Here is a 25,893-nt window from a genome sequence, read left to right on the forward strand (position 1 = left end):
GAGGCGTCCATGACCGTCAACGGCTGGATCCAGATCCTGCTCTTCGTCCTGCTGGTGGCCGCCGTCACGCGGCCGCTGGGCGGCTTCATGACCCGCGTCTTCAACGGCGAGCGCTCGTTCCTGTCATCGCTGCTGCGCCCGATCGAGCGCGGCCTCTACCGCCTCGCCGGGGTGGACGAGGCGGCGGAGCAGCACTGGACGGCTTACGCCGTCTCCATGCTGCTGTTCAGCGCCGCCGGCATGGCTGTGCTGTACCTGATGCAGCGGCTTCAGGGCGTGCTGCCGTTCAACCCGACCGGCATGGCGGCGGTGCCCGCCGACCTCGCCTTCAACACCGCCGCCAGCTTCACCACCAACACCAACTGGCAGAACTATGGCGGCGAGAGCACGATGTCCCACCTCGTGCAGATGGCCGGGCTGACGTTCCACAACTACGTCTCGGCCGCCACCGGCACCGCGCTGGCGGTGGCGCTGGTGCGCGGCTTCGCCCGCGCCTCGGCGCGCACGGTGGGCAACTTCTGGGTCGATCTGACCCGCTGCACGCTCTACGTCCTGCTGCCGCTCTGCGTGGTCTACGCGCTGTTCCTGGTCTGGCAGGGCGTGCCGCAGACGCTGGGCGCCTACGCCGAGGCCACCACGCTGGAAGGCGCCAAGCAGACCTTGGCACTCGGCCCCGTCGCCTCGCAGGAGGCGATCAAGATGCTGGGCACCAACGGCGGCGGCTTCTTCAACGCCAACTCCGCGCACCCCTTCGAGAACCCCAACGCGCTGACCAACCTGGTGCAGATGGTGTCGATCTTCGCGCTGGGCGCCGGGCTGACCAACCTGTTCGGCCGCATGGTCGGCGACGAGCGCCAGGGCTGGGCCATCCTCGCCGCCATGGGCGTGCTGTTCCTCGCCGGCGTCACCGTCGCCTATTGGGCGGAGGCGCAGGGCAACCCGGCCTTCGCCGCACTCGGGATCGACCCCGCCGCCGGCAACATGGAGGGCAAGGAGACCCGCTTCGGCATCGCCTCGAGCGCGCTGTTCGCCACCGTGACCACGGCGGCGTCCTGCGGCGCGGTGAACGCCATGCACGACAGCTTCACGCCGCTGGGCGGCATGGTGCCGCTGGTCAACATCATGCTGGGCGAGGTCATCGTCGGCGGCGTCGGCGCCGGGCTTTACGGCATGCTGCTGTTCGTCATCATCGCGCTGTTCGTCGCCGGGCTGATGGTCGGCCGCACGCCCGAGTACCTGGGCAAGAAGCTGGAGGCGAAGGAGGTCAAGATGACCATGCTCGCCATCCTCTGCATGCCGCTGATGATGCTGGGCCTCACCGCCGCCGCGGTGGTGACCGACACCGGCGTGGCGTCGATGGCGAACGCCGGGCCGCACGGCTTCACCGAGGTGCTGTACGCCTACGTCTCGGGCGCCGGCAACAACGGCAGCGCCTTCGCCGGGCTGAGCGGCAACACGCCCTGGTACAACCTGACGCTCGGCCTCGACATGCTGGTCGGCCGCTTCCTCGTGATCGTGCCGATGCTGGCCATCGCCGGCTCGCTGGCGGCGAAGCGGCGCGCGGCGGCCTCCGCCGGGACCTTCCCGACGCACGACGCGCTGTTCGTCGGCCTGCTGGTCGGCGTCATCCTGATCGTCGGCGGCCTGACCTTCTTCCCGGCCCTCGCCCTCGGCCCGCTGGTCGAGCACCTGGCGATGAACGCCGGCACCCTCTTCTGAGTGAGGACGCTTCCATGCACACCGTGCCGAAAGACCGCAAACGGTCGCCGGTCGCCACCGTGCTCGATCCGGCCATCCTTGGCCCCGCGCTGGCCGAGTCCGTCCGCAAGCTCGACCCGCGGCTGATGATCCGCAATCCCGTGATGTTCTGCGTCGAGGTGGTCGCCGCGCTGACCACGCTTCTGTTTCTGCGCGATCTGGCGACGGGGGCCGGCGGCATCGGCTTCGCGCTGCAGATCGTCGTCTGGCTGTGGTTCACCGTGCTGTTCGCCAACGTCGCCGAGGCCATCGCCGAGGGGCGCGGCAAGGCGCAGGCGGCCACCCTGCGCAAGGCCAGGACCGAGAACAGCGCCCGCCTGCTCGGCCCGGACGGTGCGGTCGTGCAGCTCGTCCCCGCCACCAGCCTGAAGCCGGGCGACCTGGTGCTGGTCGAGGCCGGCGACCTCGTCCCCTCCGACGGCGAGGTGATCGAGGGCGTCGCCTCGGTCAACGAGGCGGCGATCACCGGCGAATCGGCGCCGGTCATCCGCGAGTCGGGCGGCGACCGCTCGGCCGTCACCGGCGGCACCCAGGTGATCTCCGACTGGATCAAGGTGCGCATCACCGCGGCACCGGGCTCCACCTTCCTCGACCGGATGATCGCGCTGGTCGAGGGCGCGCAGCGCCAGAAGACGCCGAACGAGATCGCGCTGAACATCCTGCTGGCCGGCATGACGATCATCTTCGTCATCGCCGTGGCGACCATCCCCGGCTTCGCCGCCTACGCCGGCGGTTCGGTTGGCGTGCTGGTGCTGGTGGCGCTGTTCGTGACGCTGATCCCCACCACCATCGGCGCGCTGCTGTCGGCCATCGGCATCGCCGGCATGGACCGGCTGGTGCGCTTCAACGTGCTGGCGATGAGCGGGCGCGCGGTGGAGGCGGCGGGCGACGTCGACACGCTGCTGCTCGACAAGACCGGCACCATCACGCTGGGCAACCGGCAGGCCGCCGAGTTCCTGCCGGTGAGCGGCGTGTCCGAACGCGACCTGGCCGACGCCGCCCAGCTCGCCTCGCTGGCCGACGAGACGCCGGAGGGCCGCTCCATCGTCGTGCTGGCCAAGGAAGCGTACGGCATCCGCGGCCGGGAAATGGCGGAGCTGCACGCCCACTTCATCCCGTTCTCCGCCCAGACCCGCATCAGCGGCATCGACGGCGACATCGGCGGGGGCGGCATCTCGGTCCGCAAGGGCGCGGTGGACGCCGTGCTCGCCCACGTCCAGGGCAGCGCGCGGTCGGCCGCCGTGGGGCGCGGCGGCACCGTCGCGGCGGTCCGCCCGGGCCCGGCCGTCGCCGCGGCCGAGCAGGAGCTGACGGCCATTGCGGAGCGCGTCGCCAACGCCGGCGGCACGCCGCTGGCGGTCGCCAGGGACGGCCGGCTGCTCGGAATCGTGCACCTGAAGGACATCGTCAAGGGCGGCATCCGCGAGCGCTTCGCGGCGTTGCGGCAGATGGGCATCAGGACGGTGATGATCACCGGCGACAACCCGATGACCGCCGCCGCCATCGCCGCCGAGGCCGGGGTGGACGACTTCCTGGCCCAGGCGACGCCGGAGGCCAAGCTGCAGCTCATCCGCGACGAGCAGGCCAAGGGCAAGCTGGTGGCCATGTGCGGCGACGGCACCAACGACGCGCCGGCGCTGGCCCAGGCCGACGTCGGCGTGGCGATGAACACCGGCACCATGGCGGCGCGCGAGGCCGGCAACATGGTGGACCTCGACAGCGACCCGACCAAGCTCATCGAGATCGTCGAGATCGGCAAGCAGCTGCTGATGACCCGCGGTGCCTTGACCACCTTCTCCATCGCCAACGACGTGGCGAAGTACTTCGCCATCATCCCGGCGATGTTCCTGGCGTTCTACCCGCAGCTCCAGGCCCTGAACGTCATGGGACTGGCGAGCCCGCAGAGCGCCATCCTGTCGGCGATCATCTTCAACGCGCTGATCATCGTCGCGCTGATCCCGCTGTCGCTGAAAGGCGTGCGCTACCGCGCGGTCGGCGCCGCCGCGCTGCTGCGCCGCAACCTGCTGGTCTACGGCCTGGGCGGCCTCGCCGTCCCCTTCGCCGGCATCAAGGCGATCGACGTGATCGTCACCACCATCGGCCTTGTCTGAGGACCCGGACATGCTTAGGGAATTGCGCCCCGCGCTGGTCATGACCGCCGCATTGACGGTGATCACCGGCCTCGTCTACCCCCTCGCCGTCACCGGCATCGCGCAAGGCGTCCTCCCGCATCAGGCCAACGGCAGCCTGATCGTCAGGGACGGCGCCGTCATCGGCTCCGGGTTGGTCGGCCAGCCCTTCACCGGCGAGCGGTACTTCCACCCCCGCCCGTCGGCGACCACAGCTCCCGACCCGGCCGACCCGGCGAAATCGGTGCCGGCGCCCTACAACGCCGCGAACTCCGGCGGCTCCAACGCCGGCCCGACCTCGAAGGCGCTGGTGGAGCGCATCCAGGGCGACGCCGAGCGGCTGAAGGCGGAGAACCCGGGTGTCCCGGTCCCGGCCGATCTGGTCACCACGTCGGGCAGCGGCCTCGACCCGGACCTCTCGCCGGCCGCGGCCGACTTCCAGGTGCCGCGGGTCGCCCGGGCGCGCGGGCTTCCCGAGGAGCGGGTCCGCCGGCTGGTCGAGGCGCACACCGTTCCCCGCCTTCTCGGCGTCCTGGGCGAACCGACCGTCAACGTTCTGGCGCTCAACCTCGCCCTGGATGCCGGCGCGGCGGACCGTTAGGCTGCCGGGCATGACCGACGAGCTGTCCGACCGCACCGCCCGCCCCTCGCCCGACGCCCTGCTGCGTCAGGCGGAGCGGGAGGAGCGCGGTCGGCTGAAGATCTTCCTCGGCGCAGCACCCGGTGTCGGCAAGACCTACGAGATGCTGCAGACGGCGCAGGCCAAGCGCCGCGAGGGCATCGACCTCGTCGTCGGCATCGTCGAGACCCACGGCCGCCCGGAGACCGAAGCGCTGCTCGCCGGGCTCGATGTGGTTCCGCGCCGCCGGATCGACTACAAGGGGCACGCGCTCGACGAGATGGATCTGGACGCCATCCTCGCCCGACGGCCGGCGCTCGCCCTGGTGGACGAGCTGGCCCACACCAACGCGCCCGGCAGCCGCCACGCCAAGCGGTACCTCGACGTCGGGGAGCTGCTGGACGCCGGCATCGACGTCTACACCACGCTGAACATCCAGCACGTCGAGAGCCTCAACGACGTGGTCGCCAAGATCACGCGGGTGCGCGTGCGCGAGACGGTGCCGGACTCCATCCTCGACCGCGCCGACGACATCGAGGTCATCGACCTGGCGCCGGACGACCTGCTCCAGCGGCTGAAGGAGGGCAAGGTCTACGTGCCGCGCACGGCGGAGCGCGCGATCCGCCACTACTTCTCGCCCGGCAACCTGACGGCGCTGCGCGAACTGGCGTTGCGGCGCACGGCGCAACGGGTGGACGAACAGCTGCTCACCCACATGCAGGCACACGCGATCGCCGGCCCCTGGGCCGCCGGGGAGCGCCTGCTGGTCTGCGTCAACGAGGACCCGAACGTCGGCGCCATGGTGCGTTACGCCCGGCGGCAGGCGGAGCGGCTGCGCGCCCACTGGACGGCGGTCCACGTCGAGACGCCGCGCGATCTTCGGCTTGCGGAAGCGGGCCGCGACCGCATCGCCGACGCGCTGCGGCTGGTGGAGCGGCTGGGCGGCGAGGCGGTGACCATCCCCGGAACCGACGTGGCGTCCACGGTCGTCGACTACGCGCGGGCCAACAACGTCACCCACATCGTCATCGCCAAGTCGGGCCGGTCGCGCTGGTCGGAGCTGCTGCACGGCTCGGTGGCGCACGACCTGATCCGCTGCGCCGGCGACATCAGCGTGCACGTGATCGCCGGCGACGCCGGTGACCCGATTCCGCCGAAGACGGTCAGGACCGCCCCGGTGCCGCGCACGCCGGTCGAGTGGTTGCCCTATCTGGCCGGCACCGGCTACGTCGCCGCGGCGCTCGGCGCCGGCCACGTGCTGCGCCTCGTGCTCGACCTCAACAACATCGCGCTGGTGTTCCTCACCGCGGTGCTGGCGAGCGCCGTCACCGGCGGGCTGGGACCATCCCTCTTCGCCAGCCTGGTCAGCGTGCTGGCCTTCAACTTCTTCTTCATCCCGCCGCTGCACACCTTCACCGTCGCCGACCCCGAGAACATCGTCGCGCTGTTCTTCTTCGCGGTCGTGGCGGTGATCGCCAGCAACCTGACGGCGCGGGTGCGCGCCCAGGCGGTGACGGCGCGCCAGCGCGCCAAGACCACCGAGGACCTCTACCGGTTCAGCCGCAAGCTGGCCGGCGTCGCCGCCATGGACGACCTGCTGTGGGCCACCGCCTACCAGATCGCCGCGATGCTCAAGGTGCGCGTGGTGGTGCTTCTGCCGGAGGGCGAGACGGTGGCGGTTCGCGCCGGCTACCCGCCGGAGGACGTCATCGAGGACGCGGATCTGGCGGCGGCGAAATGGGCGTGGGAGAACAACCGGCCAGCCGGCGCCGGCGCCGACACGCTGCCCGGCGCCAAGTGGCTGTTCCTGCCGATGCGGACCGGGCGCGGCGCCGTGGGCGTGGTCGGCATCGACACCGACGCCGGCGGGGGCAAGCCCGGCGCCCTGCTGACGCCCGACCAGCGGCGCCTGCTCGACGCGCTGATCGACCAGGCGGCGCTCGCCATCGAGCGGGTCAACCTGGCCGAGGACGTGGACCGCGCCCGTCTGACGGCGGAGACCGAACGGCTGCGCTCGGCGCTGCTCACCTCCATCTCGCACGACCTGCGCACGCCGCTGGCCTCGATCCTCGGCTCGGCCACCAGCCTGAACAGCTACGGGCCGATGCTCGACGAGGCGGGCCGCAAGGAGCTGACGGCGACCATCCAGGAGGAGGCCGAGCGCCTGAACCGCTTCATCGCCAACCTGCTCGACATGACGCGGCTGGAGTCCGGGGCGATCCGGCCGCGCACCGGCCCGGTCGACCTCGCCGAGGTGGTCGGCAGTGCCCTGGAGCGGGCCGGCGCGATCCTCGCCGGGCACCGCGTGGAGGTCGATCTCGCCGCCGACCTGCCGATGCTCGACCTCGATTCGGTGCTGTTCGAGCAGGTGCTGTTCAACCTGCTGGACAACGCCGCCAAGTACGCGCCGCCCGGCTCGCGGATCGACGTGCGGGCGCGGCGGGAGGGGGAGCGCGTGCGCATCGAGGTCCAGGACGAAGGCGACGGCATCCCGCCGCCGGACCTCGAGCGGATCTTCGACAAGTTCTACCGTGTTCATGCGCAGGACCGGCAGCGGGCGGGCACCGGCCTCGGCCTCGCCATCTGCCGCGGCTTCGTCGAGGCGATGGGCGGTACCATCGCCGCCGGGAACCGGACGGACCGGGCGGGTGCCGTGTTCACCCTGTCGCTTCCCGCCGCGGACCCGCCCCGGATCGAAGAGGAGGCGTCGCCATGAAATCCGACACCGCACCGGTGCGCGTGCTCGTCGTCGATGACGAGCCGTCGATCCGCCGTTTCCTGCGCGCCAGCCTGACCGCGCAGGGCTACGACGTCACCGAGGCGGAGGACGGCGCCAGGGTGCTGGACGAGGTGCGCCGCCGTACGCCGGACCTGATCGTCCTCGACCTCGGCCTGCCGGGCATGGACGGGCAGGAGGTGATCCGGCGGTTGCGCGGCGACGGCCTGACCATGCCGATCATCGTGCTGTCCAGCCGCACGGACGAGGCCGGCAAGGTGGAGGCGCTCGACCTCGGTGCCGACGACTACGTCACCAAGCCCTTCGGTATCGACGAGCTGATGGCCCGCCTGCGCACCGCGTTGCGCCACCGCCTGCAGCAGCAGGGCGAGCGGCCGGTGTTCCGCTGCGGCGAGCTGGCGGTCGATCTGGTGAGGCGGCTGGTAACGGTGCGCGGGGGCGAGGTGAAGCTGTCGCCGCGCGAGTACGACCTGCTGCGTCTGCTGGTGGCGCACGCCGGCAAGGTTCTGACGCACCGTTTCATCCTCAAGGAGGTCTGGGGCGGTGAGACCGACATCCAGTACCTGCGCATCTACATCCGCCAGCTGCGCCAGAAGATCGAGCCGGACCCCGACCGCCCCTGGCACATCCAGACCGAGACCGGGGTCGGCTACCGCCTGCGCGCGCCGGAGTGAGGCGGGCGGTCAAACGAAAGACCCGTTCATGGACCTTGGCGACCTTGTGACGCCCGACCGCGTCATCGCGAAGCTGGTTGCAGCGGACAAGCCGGAGGCTGCTCTCGGAGCTTGCCGGCCACGCCGCTGCCGCGACCAGCCTGCCGCAATCAACCGTCCTGGAGGCACTCGAAAAGCGCGAGGCGCTGGGCTCGGCCGGTGTGGGCAGCGGCGTGGCGTTGCCGCATGCGCGCGTTCCCGGGATCGGCCGCTTCTTCGGGCTGTTCGCCCGCCTGGAGCGCCACATCACAAACGATGCTGTCGACGATCAGCCTGTGGATCTCGTCTTCCTGTTGCTGGGGCCGCCACGGGCTGCGCATGAGCATCTGCATGCGCTGGCGTGCGTTTCGCGCCGGCTGCGTGACCCGACCGTGTTGGCCCACCTGCGCCGGTCAGTGGATGCGGCGGCACTCTATTCTGCCATGGCAGGAGGTGGTGACTGCTGAAACCCGCGGCCGATCCGGGCTACACGCGTTTTTACGGAACCGGAGGTGGGGACTCGCTGCCTGTTTTGCCTGCATTCTCCGGCTGATCGACCAGCATGACGCCGAGGCCGCGAGCCGAGGACAGGAAGATGACGCCGTGCTCCTCGAGCGCCTTGCGGACGGCGTCCCGCGTGGTGTCCCGCACCCCGAGGCGGTCCGACTCCAGCCGCTTGAGCGCCGTCAGGGCGACCAGAGCCGCGTCTGCAAGCGTCTCCTGCGTCCACCCGAGGAGAGCCCGCGCGGCCCTAATTTGCCTGGATGTGATCATCAGGGATCACATTCCCGATACGCCCCTCGCGCGCCACAGAGACGACTATTTTGGTCGCATTCCCATAGGCAACCGGCTACACTCTCCGGCTGCAAGGGTCCCGATGTTCTTCCCGGCTTCATGGCGCGCGTGACGTGGGCAGGCAGGACCACGCTGGCCGCCGTGGTACCGGTGTGGAGAAAGCACGATGGAGGCAAGACGCGATGCCGCGCGTCTGGGAACTGGCGGCGTTGATCCGGCAGTACGATCGATGCATGGACGATGGCGACGCCTTGTGCCCCGCCGACATTCCGGCCGCGGTGGAGTGCTATTGGCGCGCGGTCGTCATCAAGGAGCTGATCTATGGCGAAGCGGAACGCTTCGGTGTCCCCCTGCCCTGCACCCGGTGCTGGCAGGACGATCTCGAGGCCGTTCGGGCCTTCGTGGCCGGAGGCGGATGGCAGTAGATGGGCAGCACGCACGCCATGACGCACCGTCCATGCCGTTCCACATGACAGCCGGGCCGACCATGCCGCAGACCACCGCAGCGAACGACGAAGCGATCCTTGCCATTCTCCGGCGCGACCTGGAGCACGATACCTTCCGTGACGTCCTTGCCGGGCTTAAGGAGGAACTGATCCGGCGGCTGCGGTCGGCGCAGGACGAACCGCCCGATTGGCACCGCATCAATCAAGACGCGAGGGCGCTGCTGTCGCTGGCCGTGAGCTTCGGCTTCGACACGCTGGCCGCCCTGACCCGGGCGGTGCTTGCGGCCAGCCGGCGCCCGACGGGGCACGCCCCGGAGGTGCTGCAAGCGTACAGGGCCGAGGTGAGCCGCCGGCTGAGCGTGATCGCGGCGATGGAGCGCGAACTTGAAACGAGTGTGGGAGCACGGCGAGGGGCAACGGCCCGCACGACATCCGATGCCGACGCCGGCGGGAGGGGACGCGATGGCGATGGATGAAGGCAAACCCGTCCACGTCCTCGTCGTCGAAGACGAGGTGCTGGTCGCCTGGGCGCTTCGGGAAATCCTGGAGGGCGCCGGCTATCGGGTAACGGTGGCCCACGACGGCTTGCGCGCCCTCGCCTTCGAGGCTGAGGATCCGGCCGACGCGCTGCTGACTGATCTGCAGATGCCGCACCTGAATGGTGCGGCGCTGGTCCGCCGCCTGAGGTCGTCACGCCCGCTGCTGCCGGTGATCGTCATGACGGGCACGCCGGATGTCCGCGACCTTGCTGGGCTGGGACACGGCACGCCGGCGTCCACCATCATCGTAGCCAAGCCGCTGAGCCCCCAGCCGATTCTCGCCGCACTCCGCGCCGCACTGGAGGCATCATGATTCCCTAGGGCCGGAAGGCTTGGGCAAGGTGCTTCCACATCGCGTCCACAGGACAGAAGCCCTTTTTCCGCTATGGTTTTGCCGCCTCTTCGCGTAAAAACTCATACTCACGTATGCAACCTCTTCATGGAGCGCCCCGCGTCATGACTGACGTGATCGAGCAGGCGGCCAGGATCGTCGCCGCATACGTCCGCAACCACCGCGTCGGGATCGGTGACTTGCCATCCCTGATCGCAACCGTGCGCCGGGCGCTGGACAGCGCCGGCAAGCCGAGCGCACCGGCGCCCACCGAGCGCAAGCCGGCGGTGCCGATTCGCCGGTCGGTGACGCCCGACTACATCGTCTGCCTGGAAGACGGAAAGAAGCTGAAGACGCTGAAGCGTCACCTGCGGACCGTCTACGGCATGACGCCCGAGGAGTACCGGGCGCGCTGGAACCTGCCGGACGCCTACCCGATGACGGCCCCGAACTACGCGGCGGACCGCTCGGCGATGGCCAAGGCGCGGGGGCTTGGGCGGATCGGCCGGAGGCCGCGGAACATGGGGTAAAGGTGCGGGTACCGGGGACATCGGCGGGAATGGTCAGCCCGCACCATCGCCGCACACCGATTGGGGCGGGTCCCTGCGCCCCTGGAGCACCGCCGGGCTCTTGCCGGTCCGCTTCGCCTTGTGCAGGGCGGCATCCGCCTGCCGCATCGCCTCCTCTGGTTCCAGCTTGGCCTGCGTCCACACCGGATATGCCGGCCGAGCAGCCGACTCGCACCGGGTCGGACGCGCCAGCCGCACCCGACTCGCACGGTGCTGACGGAACTGGTCGACGCGCTGAGCGTCAGCCCGGCAAGCTTGTTGCCGCGTTTCGAGGCAGGGGATCGGCAGTGATCTCCACCGAAGGCAGCCCATCCAGCCGTGTCCGCCCGCTTCGCCCCGGCCGTGATGAATCCGATCGACGAACACGCGGCCTGCGGATTGCGGTGCCTCCGGCTGGGAATCGAACGGCGCCGCTGACGCGGTCCCGGGCCGCGGGGAAGGAGCCTTGCCTGCGCGCTTTCACCTGCTGCGCTTCCTTGGCTCGGATTTTCCGGCACGCTCCGGCGGCAAGTATGTCCATCCTGTTTCCCCGTACAGTTCCAGAGCTTTCGCCTTCCATACGGGAAAAAGAGAGCAGTCGGGACTCATATCGACCAGGAAGTCCATATGGGCCAACCGAAATCCGATACCGCAACCACCGGCTTCCGACACGAAAGGCGGAGACACTTGATTGAAGTACGACGTGCCTTCGCCCATCAGCATCAATATTTGCCTTGCTCCTGAGCCGTTACGCACAAAATCGCGGACACCATCGAAATCAGGCGACAACACCGTATCCGAACCAAGGAAATAAGCCGTCGCGGAAACGGCAATCTTGACGATCCCCCGGACGAATTTGGGGTTTCTGCCGATCTCGGTGGAGAAGGATACCGTCCCAACTCTGCCGCTGCGTTCGAACGAAGCACGGATGTTCCGACTCGACCCGCCAACCGGAGGCAAAGCGGCCCCGTCATGTGCCCGAACCGGGTGCCTGTCCATGTTGAAGGACATCTGGGGCCCTCGCCGGCCGACCGTTGCCCTGACATTCCCGCGATTCAGAATGGCAGGCGGCCGGCCACCCTTGCGAGGAATGCCCGCCAGGAAAGCGGGAACGTCGAAATCATCGATCACCGCCCGATCCAGGCTTGCCAGGTTGTTGTTGCACGCACGGCAGACGGTACCGCCCGTGAGGACAAAACCGTCCGGACACCCCAGAGCCTCGGGAATGATGTGTTCCACGGAAGGGGCTTGGTCATCCTTCTTGCACCAGATGCATCTCATCGCCTCACCTCACCCAGCCGCGGCGCTTCACAGAACACGAGAGCGAATGTCAGCCGGGAAGCGGCACCATGTCCTCACAATCGTCGGCAGCATCCCGTTCAACGGGCATCTCATCGGTCTCGCCGGTGACGTCATGCGCATCGAACGGCCAGCGCACGACGGGAAGGGCTGTGGCGGCAGCGGCGAACACGCCGGCACCGGCCCAGGCGGCGTGGGAGCCGACGACGTACATCACCTTCTTCGCCCGTGTGGCGGCGACGTTGAGGATGTTCGGTGTCCCGCCCGCCCAGGTCCGCGACCCGCGGCTGGTCTCCGCCGACGCCCCCAGGACCAGCAGCACGGCCTCCGCCTCCTTGCCCTGGAACGTGTGGACCGTCCCGATGTGCGCCTTTCCCCAGTCGTCCTTCGGCTTCTTTCCCTCGATGCCCAGTTCGTCGAGAACGCCGCTTTTGAGCACGAAACTCCTGAGCTTGTCCGCCACAGCCCGGAACGGGGTGATGATGTACAGGCTGGGCTTCCGAATGCCCTGCACGCTCAATTTCCGCAGGAGATCGACGACCGCCTCGCCTTCCGCCTTGCTCCATTTCTCGGCATTGGACCGGACGTCGATCCAGGCACTGCCGGCAAGCCACGGCGACAGGGCGTCGGCGATGGGAGACGCCGGATCCCCCGCCGCATGCACCATCAGCCCCCCGTAGGCGATCTCGTTGGAGATCGAGAACATCGGATCCTGGCAGCGGCGGTGCACGAGAAGCGGAAGGCCGATCTCCCGGACATCGGCACCCTCGCCCATACGGGCTATCAACGGGCTGACGGCGTCGGCGAGCGTCTGTGTTGACGCCCGCGGCGCCGCCCACAGATCGGGGTGCGCACCGTAGCTGGCGCAGATCGCCCGGACGAGGCCCGTTGGGACCTTCGAGACCGGTTCGATCTGCAGCGGATCGCCGATGATGAGCGCGCGCCGCGACCGCCACACGGCGCCAGCCGCAGCCTGCGGCGTCGCCTGGCCGGCTTCGTCTACGATGAGCCAGCCGATGGCTCCCTCGCCCACTCCATCCATCAGCCGGTCGAACGAGGCGAACGTCGTCGAGACAAGAGGAACCACGAGGAAGAAGCTGTCCCACAGATCTCCAAGGTGGGCGTCGGCGCCGGACGGCGTGCGCTTGCCTTTGAGGTGATCCATCATCAGCCCGAGGTTCGACTTCATCGGCCCGCCGGCGGCATCGATGAACGCGCGGTGCAGACGGATGGCGGCGGCGAACATCTCATCCCGCGCCGCCGTGAAGTCAGGATCCGCCCAGGTGCTGGCAGTATGAATGGCCTCATGGGAACCGCTCCAGAATGTCGGGCCGAGTTGGGTGCCCGCGCAGACATCCGGACACCGGGCCTCCAGGTCGCGCAGCTGCGCCCAGCGTTCCCGGCCGGCCGTCAGCGCGGCCTCAGCCGCCCTCGCCTGCGCGTCCGCCGTTTCCGCGCGGGTCCCCGCGGCAAGCAGTTCGGCCCGGGCCGCATCCTGGTCGGCCAGCGTGCGGCGCAACAGGCCCATCGCCTCCTCCTGCCGTCGCCGCCAGCGGGCGTCCAGACCGAGCCAGCGGAAAACAGGAGCCGGCTGGAGGGCCGTGCTGCCATCGAGCAGGCGGCGCGCATCGGCGACGGCGGCATCGAGCCGGGCCAGCGCCAGCTCCGCCGCCCGGCGGGTCTCCCGTGCCTTGTCCGCGTCTCCAACCGCAGCACGGTGCGCCGCCTCGGCATCGTCCATGGCCTGCTGGACCGACGCGGCCGACCACAGCGCCATGCGGATCTGCTCGCGCAGCGTCTGCATGCCGGCGACGGCCGCGCGCTTCTCCCGGTAGTCAAGACAGGCCTGCCGCCAGCGTTCCATGGCCGCCGCCTTGTTCCGCGGCGGCGCTTCGGCCTCGACGATCATCGGGGGCGGCGCGCCCGCCCGATCGCGCTTCACCCGCCCGGTCACCGCGGCGAGGTACTTTTCCAACCCCCAATCCGGATGCCACCAGGCGTCCTCTACGAAGTCCGTGCGGTTGGCCATGTTGCCCAGCACCGCGGCGATGAGCCCCCAGCAACTCCCCTCCTTGCCGTGAACGGCGTCCGCGGTGCCGGGAAAATGACGGGCTGCGCAATCCGGCGCCACCGTTCCGGCGAGAGGCAGTTCGGCGCTGACGTTCCGCACGGCGGCGTTGTTCGAGGACGCGACCACGATCCCGCGCCCCCGCAACCTGTCGTCCAGCCTGTGAAGCGTCTGCCGGCGCCCCCCTTCGGCAATGAGGTCCACGGGCGCAAAGGCGGATGCCGGATCCTCGAACCCGAGCAGCGCGTCGGCCCGGTCGAGAACCACGGCGGCGATGACGTCGCGCAACAGCGTCGTCTTGCCCGTGCCGGGCGGCCCGTTGATGGAGAGCACGCCGCCGTCCGCCAGATCGCGCACGGCGGCGTTCACCGCCGCCTGCTGCAACGTCACCAGCTTGGCAGGCGGAGGCGCCGGCCAGCGGGCCAACGGCAGTTGCCTGGGCGCCAGCAGATCCTCCAGCAGCGCCTTGTCGGCCAGCACGTCGCGGCGATGCGGGGGCGGCCGTTGCCCGAGATAGGTTTGCAGCGTCGCCCCGCCCCCGCCAGCCTGCACGACGGTGCGGAGGCGGTGCAGGTCGCGGAGGAAGAAGCTGTTGATGATGTCGACCGGCTCCTTCTCGCCGTCCCCGATGACGCGGATGGCGATCCTCGGCCGCTCGAGCACCTCCTTCGGCAGGTTCAAGAGCCGCTCCAGCGTGCTCATGCCGAGGACGAAGCCCCGCCTCGTCGTCGGGATCTGGCAGCCTTCCTCGGCGCGTTCGACCAGCGCGTCTCCGATCTCGCGGCACAGTTCGTCCTGGACGTCCAGGTACCGGTGCAAGCCGGATATCCGGTCGGCCAGGACTTCTCCGCATGCCCACCCGAAACTCGACAGCAGCACCTTGGAGGATGGGAAGCCCCGTTCATCGAAGGAGGCCAGGGCCAGCACGGCGACCCCGGACGCCTGCTCCCGCTCCGGACCATCCGGCTCGACGTTTCTGACCAGCAGGTCGACCGCAGGCTTCACCTTGGCGAAGGCCACCGGCAGATACCAGCGGATGGTCTCCTCGTCGGAGAGCTTCAACCCCACCCGATCACCCGCCGGGCTGTCCCAGGGCATCTGGCCGGACCGGACGTCGAACGGCAGCAGCAGACGGGGAGGCGTCTTGCGAGGCTCGCCACGATTCCGGCGCGGCGGCTCATCGCTGATCAGGTCCTCCTGCTTTGGAAATGTCTGCGGCTGCAAGGCCTCCAGCGCCAGCCAAGCGTTCAGCAGGGCAACCGGATCAGGAGTGAGAGGCATCAAATTGAACCCAAGGGCGTCATGTCCACGTCCGATGAACGGTGCCCGGTGACAGGGGTGGCTGATATGGGCACAGCCCCCCTTGCTTGGGATGTCCACCTTCCGGCAGACTGCACCATGGCCTTCGAGAATACAACTTGCGCCACCGCCACCTCACGGACACCTCGCACGAATCCGCCCACAGCACCGATGCATTTCTTTCATAACGGGAACGGACGCCGCCTTCGCTCGGCCGTATATTGCCCTTCCGTCGCCAGCCTTGCCGTTGCCACCTTGGCCCACACCCTTCCCGTCGAACCCGGCCGTCTGCGAAGCGGCGCAGAGCGACACGAAAGACGGGGTGCGCATGGAACGCCGGCGATGGCCGGCAAACCAGCCAACTGCGATGCCGAGCGGACCGGGCGTCGGCGCGCCGCCCTGCGAACGACGACGAAAAACGGTGTCTGTCGAGCAGGCGGGCGGCAAGCCCGTACGGTACAGTCCGCTGTGAAGCAAAACCGATCCTCAAGGGAACTCAGCATGCCCGGCGTAGAAGGCATCACAATGAGAAAGGCGGCGCCCGCAGACGCGCCGTTCATTGGTCGGCTCTATGAAGACGGATTGGCAGGAGGCCACTACCGGTCCCTTGGAATGCCGGCCGCGCAGGCGATCGAGGCCATGATCCGGCAACCGCGGTTCTCCGTCGCCAGCGGCGCGGACATCCTGGGGGTGTTCGCCCAATTCGTGCTCATCGAGCAGGATGGCCGGCCTGTCGGCTTCCTCGCTCAGCGCGTCGACGGGACGCTCGACCCGGGAGTGGTGGAGCTGTGGTTCTTTTCGATCGTCGAAGAGGCGCGCAAGCAAGGCATCGCGCGCCATGTGCTCCACACGATGTGCGAGGACATGCGCAGGGACCCGAGGAACCGGGGACTGTTCGCACGGTGCTTCACACCGTCGACCGCAATGGTCCATCTTCTGAAGAAGGCTGGGTTCCGAAAAGTCCGGAGCACCAGAGACCGAACCGACTGGCAGCTCCGTTGGCGGCCGTAAACGCGGGATCCTCGAGGATGCCCGGGTGATGATGCTGCCGTTAGCCACCCTGTCCCGCACCGTCCTTTCTGCCTTCGAGCGTAGGGCGCTCCGCTCGCCGACCGAAGCGGCCTCGAACCGCAAGGTCGGCGTGCCCCTCATTCTGAAGGGTACGGGGGAACGGCCGTGGTTGGCGGCACGCCCATGGACCCGATGCGCGCCCTGCACAGGCGGACGATATCGCTGGAGAGCGCAGACCGCCGGCCGACGGGCACCGCCGGAACGGTGGACGGGGCGACAGCAATCGATCAGGCCGGGACGTTGCGGCAACAGGGAGACGGGAGGTCCCCGCATCCCTGGAGCACCACCCGGTTCTTGCCGGTGCGCTTCGCCTCGTAGAGCGCGACGTCCGCCTGTCGGATGGCCTCTTCCGGCTCGAGCTCGGCCGCCTTCCAGACCGACACGCCGGCCGAGCAGCCGACCCGCACCGGCTGCCCGGCAATGACCGCCTCCTGTCCCACCGTGGCGACGATGCGCTCGGCCAGCGCCAGCGTGCCGCACGCCGTCCCGCAGAGCGACGGTACAAGCACGGCGAACTCGTCGCCGCCCAGCCGGGCCACGAAGTCACCGTCGCGCAGGCAGCTCCGGAGCCGGCCGGCGACGATCCGCAGCAGCTCGTCGCCGGCCGGGTGCCCCAGCGTGTCGTTGACCCCCTTGAAGTCGTCGAGGTCGAGCAGCATCACTACCTGTCGCCCGCCGTCCGGCGCCGCGGCCGCAGCCAGCGCCGCCAAGCGCTCGGTGAGGTACGCGCGGTTGGGCAGCCCGGTCAGCGGGTCGTGGTTGGCCGCATGCCGGGCGCGCTCCTTCTCCTCCTCGGCCGCTTGGTGAGCGGCCTGCACCTGCAACTCGCGTTCCCGCCGTTCGGTCACGTCGGTCATCATGCCGACCATGCGCAACGGACTTCCGCCGAAGTCGAACTGCGCCCGGCCGCGGACGAACAGCCACCGCCAGGAACCGTCTTCGTGGAGCACCCGGCATTCCGCTTCGAGCTGCTCGGACCGCCGTTCCAGGTGCGCCTGCACAGCGGACCGAAGGGTCGGGGCATCGGCGGGATGCAGGCGGTCCCAGAACTCCTGGGAATCGTCGCCCATCTCGTGGTCGGCCAAGCCAAACAGTCCCTTCATCCTGGCTGTCCGGCGGACCTTGTTCGTGCGGAGGTCCCAATCCCAGATGCCGTCCGTCGTGGCGGCCACCGCCAAGTCGAAGCGTTCCTCGCTCTCCCGCACGGCCCGCAGCGCATCGCGCAGGGCGTCGGCCTCCTGGCGCGCGCGGCGCAGGACGAGGATGCTGAGCACCAGGCTGAGCCCGACGCCGACGCCACCGAGGCCATAGACCAGCACGCTCCGCGACCACCAGCCGGCGAACAGCGCGTCCACGGGACGGCCGGCGATCACCACCAGCCCTTCCGGATCGAGACGGCGAAAGGCGTACAGCCGCTCGATCCCGTCGATCGGAGATACGCGCTCGTAGACCCCGGCCTCCTCGGCCAAGCGTTCGTGGACGTAGGAGCCCTCCGGCCAGCCCTTGGGCGGTTCCGAGGCGGGCAGAGGCGCGCGCACGACGACATCACCGTTCAGCTTCCGAACCGCGACCGACGCGTTCTCGTCGCCAGAGAGGCGGCGATAGAAGTCCGCGAACCGGTCGCCCGGAACGCCCACAACGGCGACTCCGCGAAACGCGCCGGAGGGATCCTCCAGGCGCCGGGCGACGACGAAGAAGAAGCCGCCGGTCACGCGCCCCCAGATGAGCGGGCTGACGAACAGCCGGTCACCGGCCCTGGTCGCCTGGAAATACTCGCGGTCCGCGACGTTGAACCGGCCCAACTTGTCCTCGGCGGTGGACAGCACCGCGTCGCCGCGCTCGTCGTACACCCATATCGACTCGACCCCATCGGCGTCCCCGAGCATCGCCCGGAGCGCGCCCCGGTCGGCGTCCGCCGCCTCGGGCGCCGGCAGCGGCCGGCCGGCGAAGTGGTCGGCGACCCGCCCGAGCAGCATGACGTCGGTCCGGATCACCGCCCGGACGTGCTCAGCCACGAGGAGGGTGCGCTGATCCAGCTCCCGCTCGGCTCGCCCGCGGGTGGCCCGGTGGTCGACGATGGTGGTTGCGCCCACGGCGACGATGGTGACGGCGACCGCCGATCCGACCAGCGCGGCAACGAGGTTTCGTGTGTTCGCCGTCAAGTGATCTCGACACTCCCAACCGACGTCAGTGCGATGGTTGCAGTTCCCAGCCGATTTTCCCCTTGGTTATAACCCGCCGGACGCCCGGTGGGGAGACCGGATACGCTATGTCCCATTGGTGGTCAGCGTGGTGAGGTCGGAGAGAACGCCGCGGATGAAGTCCCAGGGGTAGCCGTCGGCCTCCGGCTCCAGCTCGCTCCACTCGGTCGCGATGGCGAGCTTGGCGATGACGCCGGTGATCGACCCTGCGGGCGTGCGGGAGGCAGCCTTGAGCAACTCGTCCACCCGCCGGTCGGCCGCCGCTTCCCGCTGTACGGCGCTGGTGAGACCGATCGCCGCCGCTTCGGCGTCCCAGCGCGCCTGCGCAGCGGCGAGATCGCGCTTTAGGCGTCGGCGCAACGCTCGGGTGGCCGGCGCCTTCCCCAGCACCCAATCGATCTGGCGGGGATCCGTAGCCGAAACCGAGGAGCGCTCGTGATCGTTGAGGGGGATTTCCACACGGGGGAAGCCGATCTTTTCGACCAGTTTCCGTTCCAGACGCTGGGCCTCACAGCACAGCTGCTTTGAGGAGGCGAAAGTCTCCCGCCAATCCTGCCAAAGGGAGATGAGTGGGTCCTCTGACCGTCCATCCGATAGAGAAGCCGACAGCAGGCGAGCGGCCGCAGCCAATTCAGTGCGGGTTGTTGCCTTGCTCCTCCTTGGTGCTCGCGTTCTAGAGGGCACCGCTGGCTCCTTCCAATGAACACAATAAGTGTCCGCGCTGCGGCCACCTTGAGCGCAGCCGGCCTAACACGAACCCTTGCTGCGGGGCCATTTTATCGTTTATCCCTGAAGGATAACATAGCCCCTGAGCGACAGTCAATACGTCATAGATATTTTTACACTTGGGAGACAACATTGGCAGCAACGACATCACTTACGGGCGAGCAACTCAGAGCGGCACGTGCCAGCTTGCGTTGGGAACAGAAGGATGTGGCGAAGGCGTCCAAGGTGTCCGAACCGACGGTCAAGCGGCTGGAGTCGATGAACGGGTACGTAAGGGCGAACACCCTAACCGTTGAAGCTCTCATCCAGGCCTTCGATGCGGCCGGGATTGAGTTTGTTGCCGCTGACGGAGACAAGGGGCCGGGCATGCGTTTCAAGGCGGATCTGAAACCGGCGGAGGTGCCACCGCGTTCTCCAAAGCGCCCACAGTCGCCTTGACCAGATCGAAGACCCTCCGGCGCACGCGCGGGTCCTTGATCCGGTAATAGCATTTCACCAATTCCAGAGTTTCCCGCCGCCCCAGCGGCGGCATCGGCGTTCCTGAGTCAAGCGCCTCTGCGGTGCGATCATCCTCGGTTGGAATGCCGTCAAAGAAGAAGCTGACGGGAACGTCGAGCACCGCGGCCAGTTGCCAGAGCCGCGATGCGGCGATGCCATTCCCGCCCTTCTCGTATTTCTGGATCTGCTGGAAGGTCAGGCCTACCCGCTCCCCCAGCTTCGTCTGCGACAGCCCAACAAGGGTGCGGCGCAGCCGCAACCGACTGCCGACATGCTCGTCAACCTTGTCCAGGCCGCTGCCGGCCTTCGGCGCACGGCCGCGGCCCTTGTGCTTTGATCCTGATGCGTTGGACACGAGTTACCTCCTGCGCTGTGCGTTCGGCTGCGGGCTGCCCCCGCCCCGATGCTCGCGGCGGCTGTGTTCGCCCGGACGGTAGCGTGCGCGCCCCTAAGAAAATGTTACTCATAGTCTGTAGACCGATAGGCTGCGCACCGGCTTTCTGCATGGATGGACATCCGCAGGCAGGTCGGGCTCAACGTGCAGAGGATCAGGCGCTCGCGCGGCTGGTCGCAGGAGGAACTTGCCTTCGAATCGGGGCTGCACCGCACCTACATCAGCGGGATCGAGCGCGGCGCCCGCAACCCGACCGTCACCGTGCTGAAGGAACTGGCCGACGCGCTCGGCGTCAGTGCGGCGAGCTTGTTGGAACTCGAACAGCCGATACAAAGCCGCTCCTGAACGGCACGCTCGCCGCTTGTTCCGGCGTGCTCAGATTGCTAAATTTCCGGAATGGTCATGCCACTCAAGATTCATGCCGACCAGATCCAGCAGGTGTTGCCACGCCTTGCCCGCCTGAACAATGCAGAACTGTCGAGCGTTTGGGCGGCCAACCACACAGCATTGGCGCGGGCAATCAATGAGGACGAAGTCAACCCTCTGAAGGTTGGCCTGGAAGCCATCAAAATGGAACTTGATCGGCGTCTGCCGCCACCGCCCGAAGAGCGGACGGGGCGAGATCAATTCTGAGCCGCATACACCGAACGTCAGGTTTGATCTGGACAGCGAGGTTCGCCATCCTTACGTAGGACACTTTGCACCATGGAACCGCGATGCCGACGAGAAAGCTGCTTGAAGCGCAGCTCAGAGATTTTCTGGATTTGATGCGGCGGGCTGAGGACACGGCGTCCAAGGCTCTTGAGTTCGCGCGTGCAGCCTCGGTGCAGGACAGTCGCTTCCTGGACGTATTCCGGCAGGCCGAGATGAGCTATCGCGAGGCGGTCGAGAACCGCCAGCGTGCCGAAGAGCGTCTTCGGGCCTATTTCGGCGCTTGGGAAAAGCGGGATCCTTGACCCCGCTTGGATAGTACGCATCCGGTGAGCGCCGCGGTCAGGCGGGTTTCCAGTTCCAGGGCAGGAGTTCGGGCAGGCGGCTCTGCGGCAGGTCGGCGATGCGGGCCAACACGTCGGCGAGCCACGCCTGGGGATCGACGCCGTTCAGCTTCGCCGTGGTGATCAGCCCGTAGAGGATGTGCACGCGCGACGACGGCGCGTGGCAACGCGGGCATAGGGCTGACGGGCGTCGGGCGCGGACGAGGATAATGATGCGGTCAGGCTCCGGCAGAACATGCTCGACGCAGAGCCCGTCGGGGATCACGGGGAGGAGGCGCTTGGTCACGGTGAACTGAATCTGCTGCGATGTTCACCTCATGTGCTCATCCTCGGCGTCCGGCACCACCGGCATCACGCAAAATGCGGGAGAACCAAACTTCATCCGGCCTTTACAGCTGACGCTGGCCCGGAAGATCACCCGGCAGTACGTCGTCGAGTGCGATGGCCAGCCGGTCGGCGACGTGAAGGAGGGCTTTTCGACCATCGCCGTGGACGCCGGGCTCTACGAACCGATCGCCGGCAAGGACGCGGACGGCAATCCAACGGCGGTCAAAAAGCCGACAATCCACCCCCACACTCTGCGTCACACCTGCGTGACGTGGCTGCTGTGGGATGGACTCGACTTCTGGAAGGTGGGCGGGTTCGTCGGCATGAGCCCGGACACCGTCCGCGACGTCTACGGTCACCACCACCCTGATTACATGGCGGAAGCCGGCAATTCGGCGCTTGGACGCGATGCGGGGACGAAAACGGGGTTGCGCTGCGTCGTGCCTTCCGACAAAAGAACAATAACCGCTTGAAAAGACTGGCGGACCCGGCGGGATTCGAACCCACGACCTCTGCCTTCGGAGGGCAGCGTCATGGTCGACTTCCGCGTTGTGTTCTCACCCGGTTCCTGTTTTATTCATGCTTCTGAAGCTCTCAAGTCGGTGCGGAAAGCAGGAATGCGGGGATGTTAACAGGGATACGCCAACCGTGGCCGGCCGGCCCTGCCCCGGGGGGCCGGCCACCTCCTTGGTACCGTTGCCGGGAAAACGGCGCCGCGTCACAGCGCTGATCGACGTGCGATGCCGACGGACCTCCACTCGCTCGCTCGTCGGGCGAACGTTGCGGCTCACAGGTGACGACGGGCGCGGGCCTGTATCGTGCCAACAGGTTCCGCCATATCGCAAACTGTTAGCAAATAACCGTCCGCCCGCGCCCATCACCAAAAGGCGCCCTCACCTGAACGCGTAATGGTCCAGGTTCGGAGACCGGGTCATCGTCCAGTAGTCGACCAGACGGTACGGGCTCGCCAGGATGACACGCCCCTTGCTGTTCTTTTAGTAGCTGTCCGCCTTGGGATGCGAGCACACCATGCTTTTCATGAAGCGTTCGACGTCGGCATTGAACACGTCGGCGGCCGGCTGGGTTGGCTCCATCGCCACGGCGTGGCGTGCCCGCAGGATGTCCAGGCATTCGATGATGCAATGCATCTGCGCCTCGACGATCAGGTTCACGCCGGCCGCGTGCGCCGGCCCGCTGCTGGGTCCGACGGTCAGGAAGTAGTTGGGATAGCCCGGCACCGCCACGCCCAGGTAGCCGCGCGGATCGTCCTCGCCCCACTCTTCGCCCAAGTTCCGGCCGCCGCGACCGATGATGGTCATGTTGCCGACCATCTTGGCGATCTCGAATCCGGTGGCGCAGATGATGACGTCGACGGGCACCGATTGACCGTCCTTCAGCAGGATCGCGTCCTCGGTGACGCGCTCGATCGGCGTGTTCTCAAGGGTGACGTTGTCGCGGCGCAACGTGTTGAGCCACTCCACGTCCATGACGATGCGCTTGCCGAACACCGGATAGTCCGGCGTCAGTTTCTCGACCAAGTCGGGGCGGTCGGCCAGTTTGGTGTGCAGGTTCGCCAGGCAGTACTGGCGCACCGCCTCATTGCGGGCGGAGGCGGAAACCTCCTGCGGCCAGGCCGGGTCTATCTGGCTGTCGGGGTAGAGGCCGTCCGACGTGAACCAGTAGGTGCGGAAGCGGAACCACTCCGCGTAGTGCGGAATGTGGCGCAACGCCCAACGCACGCCGTCCGGCACCGGCACGCGCTGGTACGGCGGGCACCAGTGGCGCGAGCGCTGGAAGACGGTGAGGTGCGCGACGTCCCCAGCAATGGCCGGCCCGACCTGGGCGGCGCTGGCGCCGGTGCCGATCAGGGCGACCCGCTTGCCCGTGACGTCCCGCGCGGCGGCCCTGCCGGAGACAGCGTGGCACACCCGATTGTTCATTGCACCTGTGGCACCGGCGCGAGCATGGCCTTTCCCAAGGACAGCCGGTCCAACTCGGCGACGGCTTCGAGTGCGGAGCAGCGGCACAGCCCAGTACACCAGCCCTTGCCAGGCAGGGTATGAACACACAGCGGGCAACCGGGCTCCCCCCGATCAATGAACCGCACGCTGCCGTTGGCCGACGTGTGGCCAGCCATGGAGGCCTCCTGGCTTTCATCCAGGATGACAACAGTATCCCTGCCATTCGGTTGCGGAAGCCCGGCCCTCAATCACTTTCGGGCAATGGCGAAGCCGCCATGCTCGCGTAGCTGACGGCTTGGTTCTTACCCCTACGCTTGGCCTCGTACAATGCCTCATCGGCGTGCTTCAGCACGCTGGAAAGATCCGGCCCATCGAGCGGCCACAGCGCAACACCGATGCTGCAGCCAACCCGCACCGGCTGGCCCTGCACAACGACGACTTCGTTCACAGCCGCGATGATCCGGGCGGTCACCTCGTCGAGGTTGGCGAGCCCGGAGCATCCGGACGAAACGAGGATCGCCGCGAACTCGTCTCCGCCAATGCGGGCGACCACATCATCCCCTCGCAGGCTGGACGCCAGCCGGACGCCGACCTGCCGCAGGACCTCGTCACCGGCGTCGTGCCCCAGACGGTCATTGACCGGCTTGAATCCGTCCAGATCGATGTACAGCGCCGCCACATGCCCCATCTCGGCGCGCGCGCGGCTCAGCGCGACGTCAAGGTACTGTTCGAAGAAGCGGCGGTTGGGAAGCGCGGTCAGCCGGTCCTGGTACGCGATGTCCTCCATCCTCGCCAGCGCGGCCTTCGAGGCGGTGAGACTTGTGACCAGTTCGCGCAACGCCCGCGAGAGCGTGCCGATCTCCTTGGCTCCCCGCGTGATCTCCGGAATTGCGGCTCCCGGTTCGCCCGCACGCATGCGCTCCGCCTCCGTGGCAATGAGACGCAAGGGCCGGGCGATCCAGCCGGCGGCGAGCCAGCCGAGCGCTCCGAAAATGCCGGCAAACACAAAACCGGACAGCAGAATGTGCAGGCGCATTTCCTGTGCGGGTGCGAATGCGTGCTCCACGGGTTGCCGGACGATGACCGTCCAGCCAAGGTCCGAGACATCCTGACCGGCGGCGCCACGCGAGAACCCCAGAAGGTACTCGCGGCCGTCCGGCCAGCGCGCCACCTCCCAGCCGTCGCCCCGCGCGCGGACCGCTTCCAATCCGTCGAAGACCAGAGGCTTCCCCATGGTTCCGTCCGGGCCCAACAGGGCCGTTCCATTCACCGCCATGACCAGGACCTCGGTTCCTGTGCGGTTCCGGACCATGTCGAGCAGGGCTCCGACGACGTCGCGTGCCCAGGACCAGCTGTAATGGAAGGCCAGCACCCCGACCGTCTTGCCGGTGGGCCCCTTCAACGGCACCGACACGTCGACGAACTTCATCGGTTCGCCCGACGGATTGGGGAGCAGCTTCGCCAGCAACACCGCGTCGTGGACGTCGCCGACGAACATGCCGTCTTGGGCACGCTGGAAGACAGGCCGCTGTGCCACGCTCTGGCCCACCAGGATTCCACCACTTGCCGCCACGACCGTACCCTGCGCGTCGGTGACGCCGACCCACGCCGTGGAAGGATCGCGTGTGAGGATCTCATCGACGAGACGCTGGGCCGACCTGGGATCCTGCAGGGCTTCCAGCGAGCCGAGAATGGCGGCCCGTGCTGTCCGCGCCCGCATGTCGGCGTCGAGCCGCTCGGCCAGGCCCTTCGCCGTTTCGCCCAAGGAGCGGCCGACCTCCTGCCGGAGCAGGCCTTCGGCCTCCCACCCCACGGAGGCGCCACGGACAACGGCGATGCCGCCGAGCAGAAGCGTGATCGTCACCCCGATAATGTTACGTAGACTACGCATTCGTTCGCACTCGCCCTGATGCGCGCACGCGCGCATGCGAGGAAAAGTCCTCGAATTCAATATCAGAAACCTGATGCACTAACCGACAGTTAACGCAATGCAGAAGGCGTTGGCAGGGCAGCGCACGCCCCATTTGCCGTCCCAAGACTCTTTGATCGATCTTGACGCGCAGCATCAGCTTGTTCGCCGCCCTTTTAACAAACTCGCGCATCGGCATTTACGGTAAATAATAGATAATTTAATATCAGCAGCCCTCCATAGAGGGTACGCGACAAGAACCCCAAGCTCTCTGCTTTTTGAATGACACGAAATTTATGGCTTCGTGAATTTTTATGCTTGCCGCTCAAAGACAGATCCAGTTTGATCTTTGCTCGCCTGCCGGGACAGGGCAGCGTACAGCCGCATTTCGTAGCTGTGAACGATATGGCCTGCGAGGGGCCGGTGAGCATTAACAATACCGTCGTTGGGGGCGCATTCGTCGCACTTGGCCGGCATGGCAGGAACACGGCATCCCTGTAATATTTTCTAAAAATACCTGCAAATGAATAGGAGGAGCGAGGAAACGCGCA

23 protein-coding genes, 1 tRNA gene and 1 pseudogene are annotated in these 25,893 nt (G+C 67.8%); 15 read left to right on the forward strand and 10 right to left on the reverse strand.

From position 1 onward, the window contains the following. Positions 1–9: 9 nt before the first annotated feature. The 6 genes from kdpA to J2851_RS13675 all read left to right on the forward strand — a co-directional run bounded on the left by kdpA (position 10) and on the right by J2851_RS13675 (position 8,402). The gene (gene kdpA, locus J2851_RS13650) at positions 10–1,719 is read left to right on the forward strand and encodes a potassium-transporting ATPase subunit KdpA (protein WP_209766841.1); all 1,710 of its coding nucleotides are present in this window, start codon (positions 10–12) and stop codon (positions 1,717–1,719) included. A gap of 14 nt (positions 1,720–1,733) precedes the next feature. Beyond that, positions 1,734–3,869 carry a potassium-transporting ATPase subunit KdpB gene (kdpB, locus tag J2851_RS13655; protein WP_209766842.1) on the forward strand — a complete coding sequence of 712 codons (2,136 nt, stop codon included), beginning with the start codon at positions 1,734–1,736 and terminating at the stop codon, positions 3,867–3,869. A gap of 10 nt (positions 3,870–3,879) precedes the next feature. Next, positions 3,880–4,488, forward strand: a complete 609-nt coding sequence (locus J2851_RS13660; RefSeq protein WP_209766843.1) for a K(+)-transporting ATPase subunit C — start codon at positions 3,880–3,882, stop codon at positions 4,486–4,488. A gap of 10 nt (positions 4,489–4,498) precedes the next feature. Further along, positions 4,499–7,222 (forward strand): sensor histidine kinase, encoded by a 2,724-nt coding sequence (locus tag J2851_RS13665; RefSeq protein ID WP_209766844.1) that lies wholly within the window; start codon positions 4,499–4,501, stop codon positions 7,220–7,222. Then, complete coding sequence (locus tag J2851_RS13670; protein WP_209766845.1) at positions 7,219–7,917, forward strand: response regulator; 699 nt, start codon at positions 7,219–7,221, stop codon at positions 7,915–7,917. The genes J2851_RS13665 and J2851_RS13670 overlap by 4 nt, the downstream gene beginning before the upstream one ends. Before the next feature lie 77 nt (positions 7,918–7,994). Next, the gene (locus J2851_RS13675; protein WP_209766846.1) at positions 7,995–8,402 is read left to right on the forward strand and encodes a PTS sugar transporter subunit IIA; all 408 of its coding nucleotides are present in this window, start codon (positions 7,995–7,997) and stop codon (positions 8,400–8,402) included. Positions 8,403–8,433: 31 nt separating this feature from the next. On the opposite strand, the gene J2851_RS13680 is transcribed toward J2851_RS13675, so the two are convergent. Then, entirely contained in the window at positions 8,434–8,709 is a 276-nt protein-coding gene (locus tag J2851_RS13680) for a helix-turn-helix domain-containing protein (protein ID WP_209766847.1), read from the reverse strand. Positions 8,710–8,912: 203 nt separating this feature from the next. Between J2851_RS13680 and J2851_RS13685 the strand changes: the two genes are divergently transcribed. From J2851_RS13685 to J2851_RS13700, 4 genes are all read left to right on the forward strand, one after another. Further along, complete coding sequence (locus tag J2851_RS13685; RefSeq protein WP_209766848.1) at positions 8,913–9,155, forward strand: hypothetical protein; 243 nt, start codon at positions 8,913–8,915, stop codon at positions 9,153–9,155. Between the two features lie 32 nt (positions 9,156–9,187). Next, a complete protein-coding gene (locus tag J2851_RS13690; protein ID WP_209766849.1) occupies positions 9,188–9,652 on the forward strand; it encodes a hypothetical protein in 465 nt (154 codons plus the stop codon). Beyond that, a complete protein-coding gene (locus J2851_RS13695) occupies positions 9,639–10,028 on the forward strand; it encodes a response regulator (RefSeq protein ID WP_246500643.1) in 390 nt (129 codons plus the stop codon). Before J2851_RS13690 ends, J2851_RS13695 begins: the two co-directional genes overlap by 14 nt. Before the next feature lie 143 nt (positions 10,029–10,171). Further along, the gene (locus J2851_RS13700; RefSeq protein ID WP_209766850.1) at positions 10,172–10,576 is read left to right on the forward strand and encodes a Ros/MucR family transcriptional regulator; all 405 of its coding nucleotides are present in this window, start codon (positions 10,172–10,174) and stop codon (positions 10,574–10,576) included. A 498-nt stretch (positions 10,577–11,074) separates the two neighbouring features. Here the strand turns inward: J2851_RS13700 and J2851_RS13705 are convergent, their stop codons facing one another. Both J2851_RS13705 and J2851_RS13710 read right to left on the reverse strand, forming a co-directional pair. Beyond that, on the reverse strand, positions 11,075–11,875 hold the full coding sequence (locus J2851_RS13705; RefSeq protein ID WP_246500644.1) for an HNH endonuclease: 801 nt from the start codon (positions 11,873–11,875) through the stop codon (positions 11,075–11,077). Positions 11,876–11,924: 49 nt separating this feature from the next. Then, positions 11,925–15,242, reverse strand: a complete 3,318-nt coding sequence (locus tag J2851_RS13710) for a DEAD/DEAH box helicase (RefSeq protein WP_209766852.1) — start codon at positions 15,240–15,242, stop codon at positions 11,925–11,927. 519 nt (positions 15,243–15,761) lie between these two features. Here J2851_RS13710 and J2851_RS13715 point away from each other — a divergent pair. Then, a complete protein-coding gene (locus J2851_RS13715) occupies positions 15,762–16,271 on the forward strand; it encodes a GNAT family N-acetyltransferase (protein WP_209766853.1) in 510 nt (169 codons plus the stop codon). A gap of 287 nt (positions 16,272–16,558) precedes the next feature. Here the strand turns inward: J2851_RS13715 and J2851_RS13720 are convergent, their stop codons facing one another. From J2851_RS13720 to J2851_RS13735, 3 genes are all read right to left on the reverse strand, one after another. Continuing rightward, entirely contained in the window at positions 16,559–18,493 is a 1,935-nt protein-coding gene (locus J2851_RS13720; RefSeq protein ID WP_209766854.1) for a diguanylate cyclase domain-containing protein, read from the reverse strand. Between the two features lie 105 nt (positions 18,494–18,598). Then, positions 18,599–18,892, reverse strand: coding sequence for a hypothetical protein (locus J2851_RS13725; protein ID WP_209766855.1), 294 nt, complete (start codon positions 18,890–18,892; stop codon positions 18,599–18,601). 739 nt (positions 18,893–19,631) lie between these two features. Beyond that, a complete protein-coding gene (locus J2851_RS13735) occupies positions 19,632–20,111 on the reverse strand; it encodes a helix-turn-helix domain-containing protein (protein WP_209766857.1) in 480 nt (159 codons plus the stop codon). A gap of 153 nt (positions 20,112–20,264) precedes the next feature. On the opposite strand from J2851_RS13735, the gene J2851_RS13740 reads away from it, so the two are divergent. The 3 genes from J2851_RS13740 (at position 20,265) to J2851_RS13750 (ending at position 21,106) form a co-directional block, all read left to right on the forward strand. Next, complete coding sequence (locus J2851_RS13740) at positions 20,265–20,495, forward strand: helix-turn-helix domain-containing protein (RefSeq protein ID WP_209766858.1); 231 nt, start codon at positions 20,265–20,267, stop codon at positions 20,493–20,495. Between the two features lie 57 nt (positions 20,496–20,552). Next, positions 20,553–20,783: a hypothetical protein gene (locus J2851_RS13745; protein ID WP_209766859.1), complete on the forward strand. Its 231-nt coding sequence runs from the start codon at positions 20,553–20,555 to the stop codon at positions 20,781–20,783. Positions 20,784–20,866: 83 nt separating this feature from the next. Further along, complete coding sequence (locus tag J2851_RS13750; RefSeq protein WP_209766860.1) at positions 20,867–21,106, forward strand: hypothetical protein; 240 nt, start codon at positions 20,867–20,869, stop codon at positions 21,104–21,106. Between the two features lie 37 nt (positions 21,107–21,143). On the opposite strand, the pseudogene J2851_RS13755 reads toward J2851_RS13750, so the two are convergent. Beyond that, positions 21,144–21,278: pseudogene (locus tag J2851_RS13755) on the reverse strand (transposase domain-containing protein); the annotation flags it as partial. Between the two features lie 184 nt (positions 21,279–21,462). On the opposite strand from J2851_RS13755, the gene J2851_RS13760 reads away from it, so the two are divergent. Further along, complete coding sequence (locus tag J2851_RS13760; RefSeq protein ID WP_209766861.1) at positions 21,463–21,945, forward strand: site-specific integrase; 483 nt, start codon at positions 21,463–21,465, stop codon at positions 21,943–21,945. Between the two features lie 6 nt (positions 21,946–21,951). Here the strand turns inward: J2851_RS13760 and J2851_RS13765 are convergent. The 3 genes from J2851_RS13765 to J2851_RS36550 all read right to left on the reverse strand — a co-directional run bounded on the left by J2851_RS13765 (position 21,952) and on the right by J2851_RS36550 (position 25,297). Beyond that, positions 21,952–22,018, reverse strand: a tRNA-Arg gene (locus J2851_RS13765). A gap of 449 nt (positions 22,019–22,467) precedes the next feature. After that, a complete protein-coding gene (locus J2851_RS13770) occupies positions 22,468–23,412 on the reverse strand; it encodes a flavin-containing monooxygenase (RefSeq protein WP_209766862.1) in 945 nt (314 codons plus the stop codon). Positions 23,413–23,677: 265 nt separating this feature from the next. Next, entirely contained in the window at positions 23,678–25,297 is a 1,620-nt protein-coding gene (locus J2851_RS36550; protein ID WP_209766863.1) for a diguanylate cyclase, read from the reverse strand. Positions 25,298–25,893 lie beyond the last annotated feature (596 nt).

The sequence above is a fragment of the Azospirillum rugosum genome (assembly GCF_017876155.1).
Lineage (GTDB): Bacteria > Pseudomonadota > Alphaproteobacteria > Azospirillales > Azospirillaceae > Azospirillum > Azospirillum rugosum.

Coding starts and splice junctions, on each gene's coding strand:
- J2851_RS13710 (WP_209766852.1), bottom strand. CDS start 15,242: ATGCCTCTCACTCCTGATCCGGTTGCCCTGCTGAACGCTTGGCTGGCG.
- J2851_RS13750 (WP_209766860.1), top strand. CDS start 20,867: ATGCCGACGAGAAAGCTGCTTGAAGCGCAGCTCAGAGATTTTCTGGAT.
- kdpB (WP_209766842.1), top strand. CDS start 1,734: ATGCACACCGTGCCGAAAGACCGCAAACGGTCGCCGGTCGCCACCGTG.
- J2851_RS13665 (WP_209766844.1), top strand. CDS start 4,499: ATGACCGACGAGCTGTCCGACCGCACCGCCCGCCCCTCGCCCGACGCC.
- J2851_RS13685 (WP_209766848.1), top strand. CDS start 8,913: ATGCCGCGCGTCTGGGAACTGGCGGCGTTGATCCGGCAGTACGATCGA.
- J2851_RS13660 (WP_209766843.1), top strand. CDS start 3,880: ATGCTTAGGGAATTGCGCCCCGCGCTGGTCATGACCGCCGCATTGACG.
- J2851_RS13705 (WP_246500644.1), bottom strand. CDS start 11,875: ATGAGATGCATCTGGTGCAAGAAGGATGACCAAGCCCCTTCCGTGGAA.
- J2851_RS13680 (WP_209766847.1), bottom strand. CDS start 8,709: ATGATCACATCCAGGCAAATTAGGGCCGCGCGGGCTCTCCTCGGGTGG.
- J2851_RS13770 (WP_209766862.1), bottom strand. CDS start 23,412: ATGAACAATCGGGTGTGCCACGCTGTCTCCGGCAGGGCCGCCGCGCGG.
- J2851_RS13690 (WP_209766849.1), top strand. CDS start 9,188: ATGCCGTTCCACATGACAGCCGGGCCGACCATGCCGCAGACCACCGCA.
- J2851_RS13695 (WP_246500643.1), top strand. CDS start 9,639: ATGGCGATGGATGAAGGCAAACCCGTCCACGTCCTCGTCGTCGAAGAC.
- J2851_RS13745 (WP_209766859.1), top strand. CDS start 20,553: ATGCCACTCAAGATTCATGCCGACCAGATCCAGCAGGTGTTGCCACGC.
- J2851_RS13670 (WP_209766845.1), top strand. CDS start 7,219: ATGAAATCCGACACCGCACCGGTGCGCGTGCTCGTCGTCGATGACGAG.
- J2851_RS13740 (WP_209766858.1), top strand. CDS start 20,265: ATGGACATCCGCAGGCAGGTCGGGCTCAACGTGCAGAGGATCAGGCGC.
- kdpA (WP_209766841.1), top strand. CDS start 10: ATGACCGTCAACGGCTGGATCCAGATCCTGCTCTTCGTCCTGCTGGTG.
- J2851_RS13715 (WP_209766853.1), top strand. CDS start 15,762: ATGCCCGGCGTAGAAGGCATCACAATGAGAAAGGCGGCGCCCGCAGAC.
- J2851_RS13700 (WP_209766850.1), top strand. CDS start 10,172: ATGACTGACGTGATCGAGCAGGCGGCCAGGATCGTCGCCGCATACGTC.
- J2851_RS13760 (WP_209766861.1), top strand. CDS start 21,463: ATGTGCTCATCCTCGGCGTCCGGCACCACCGGCATCACGCAAAATGCG.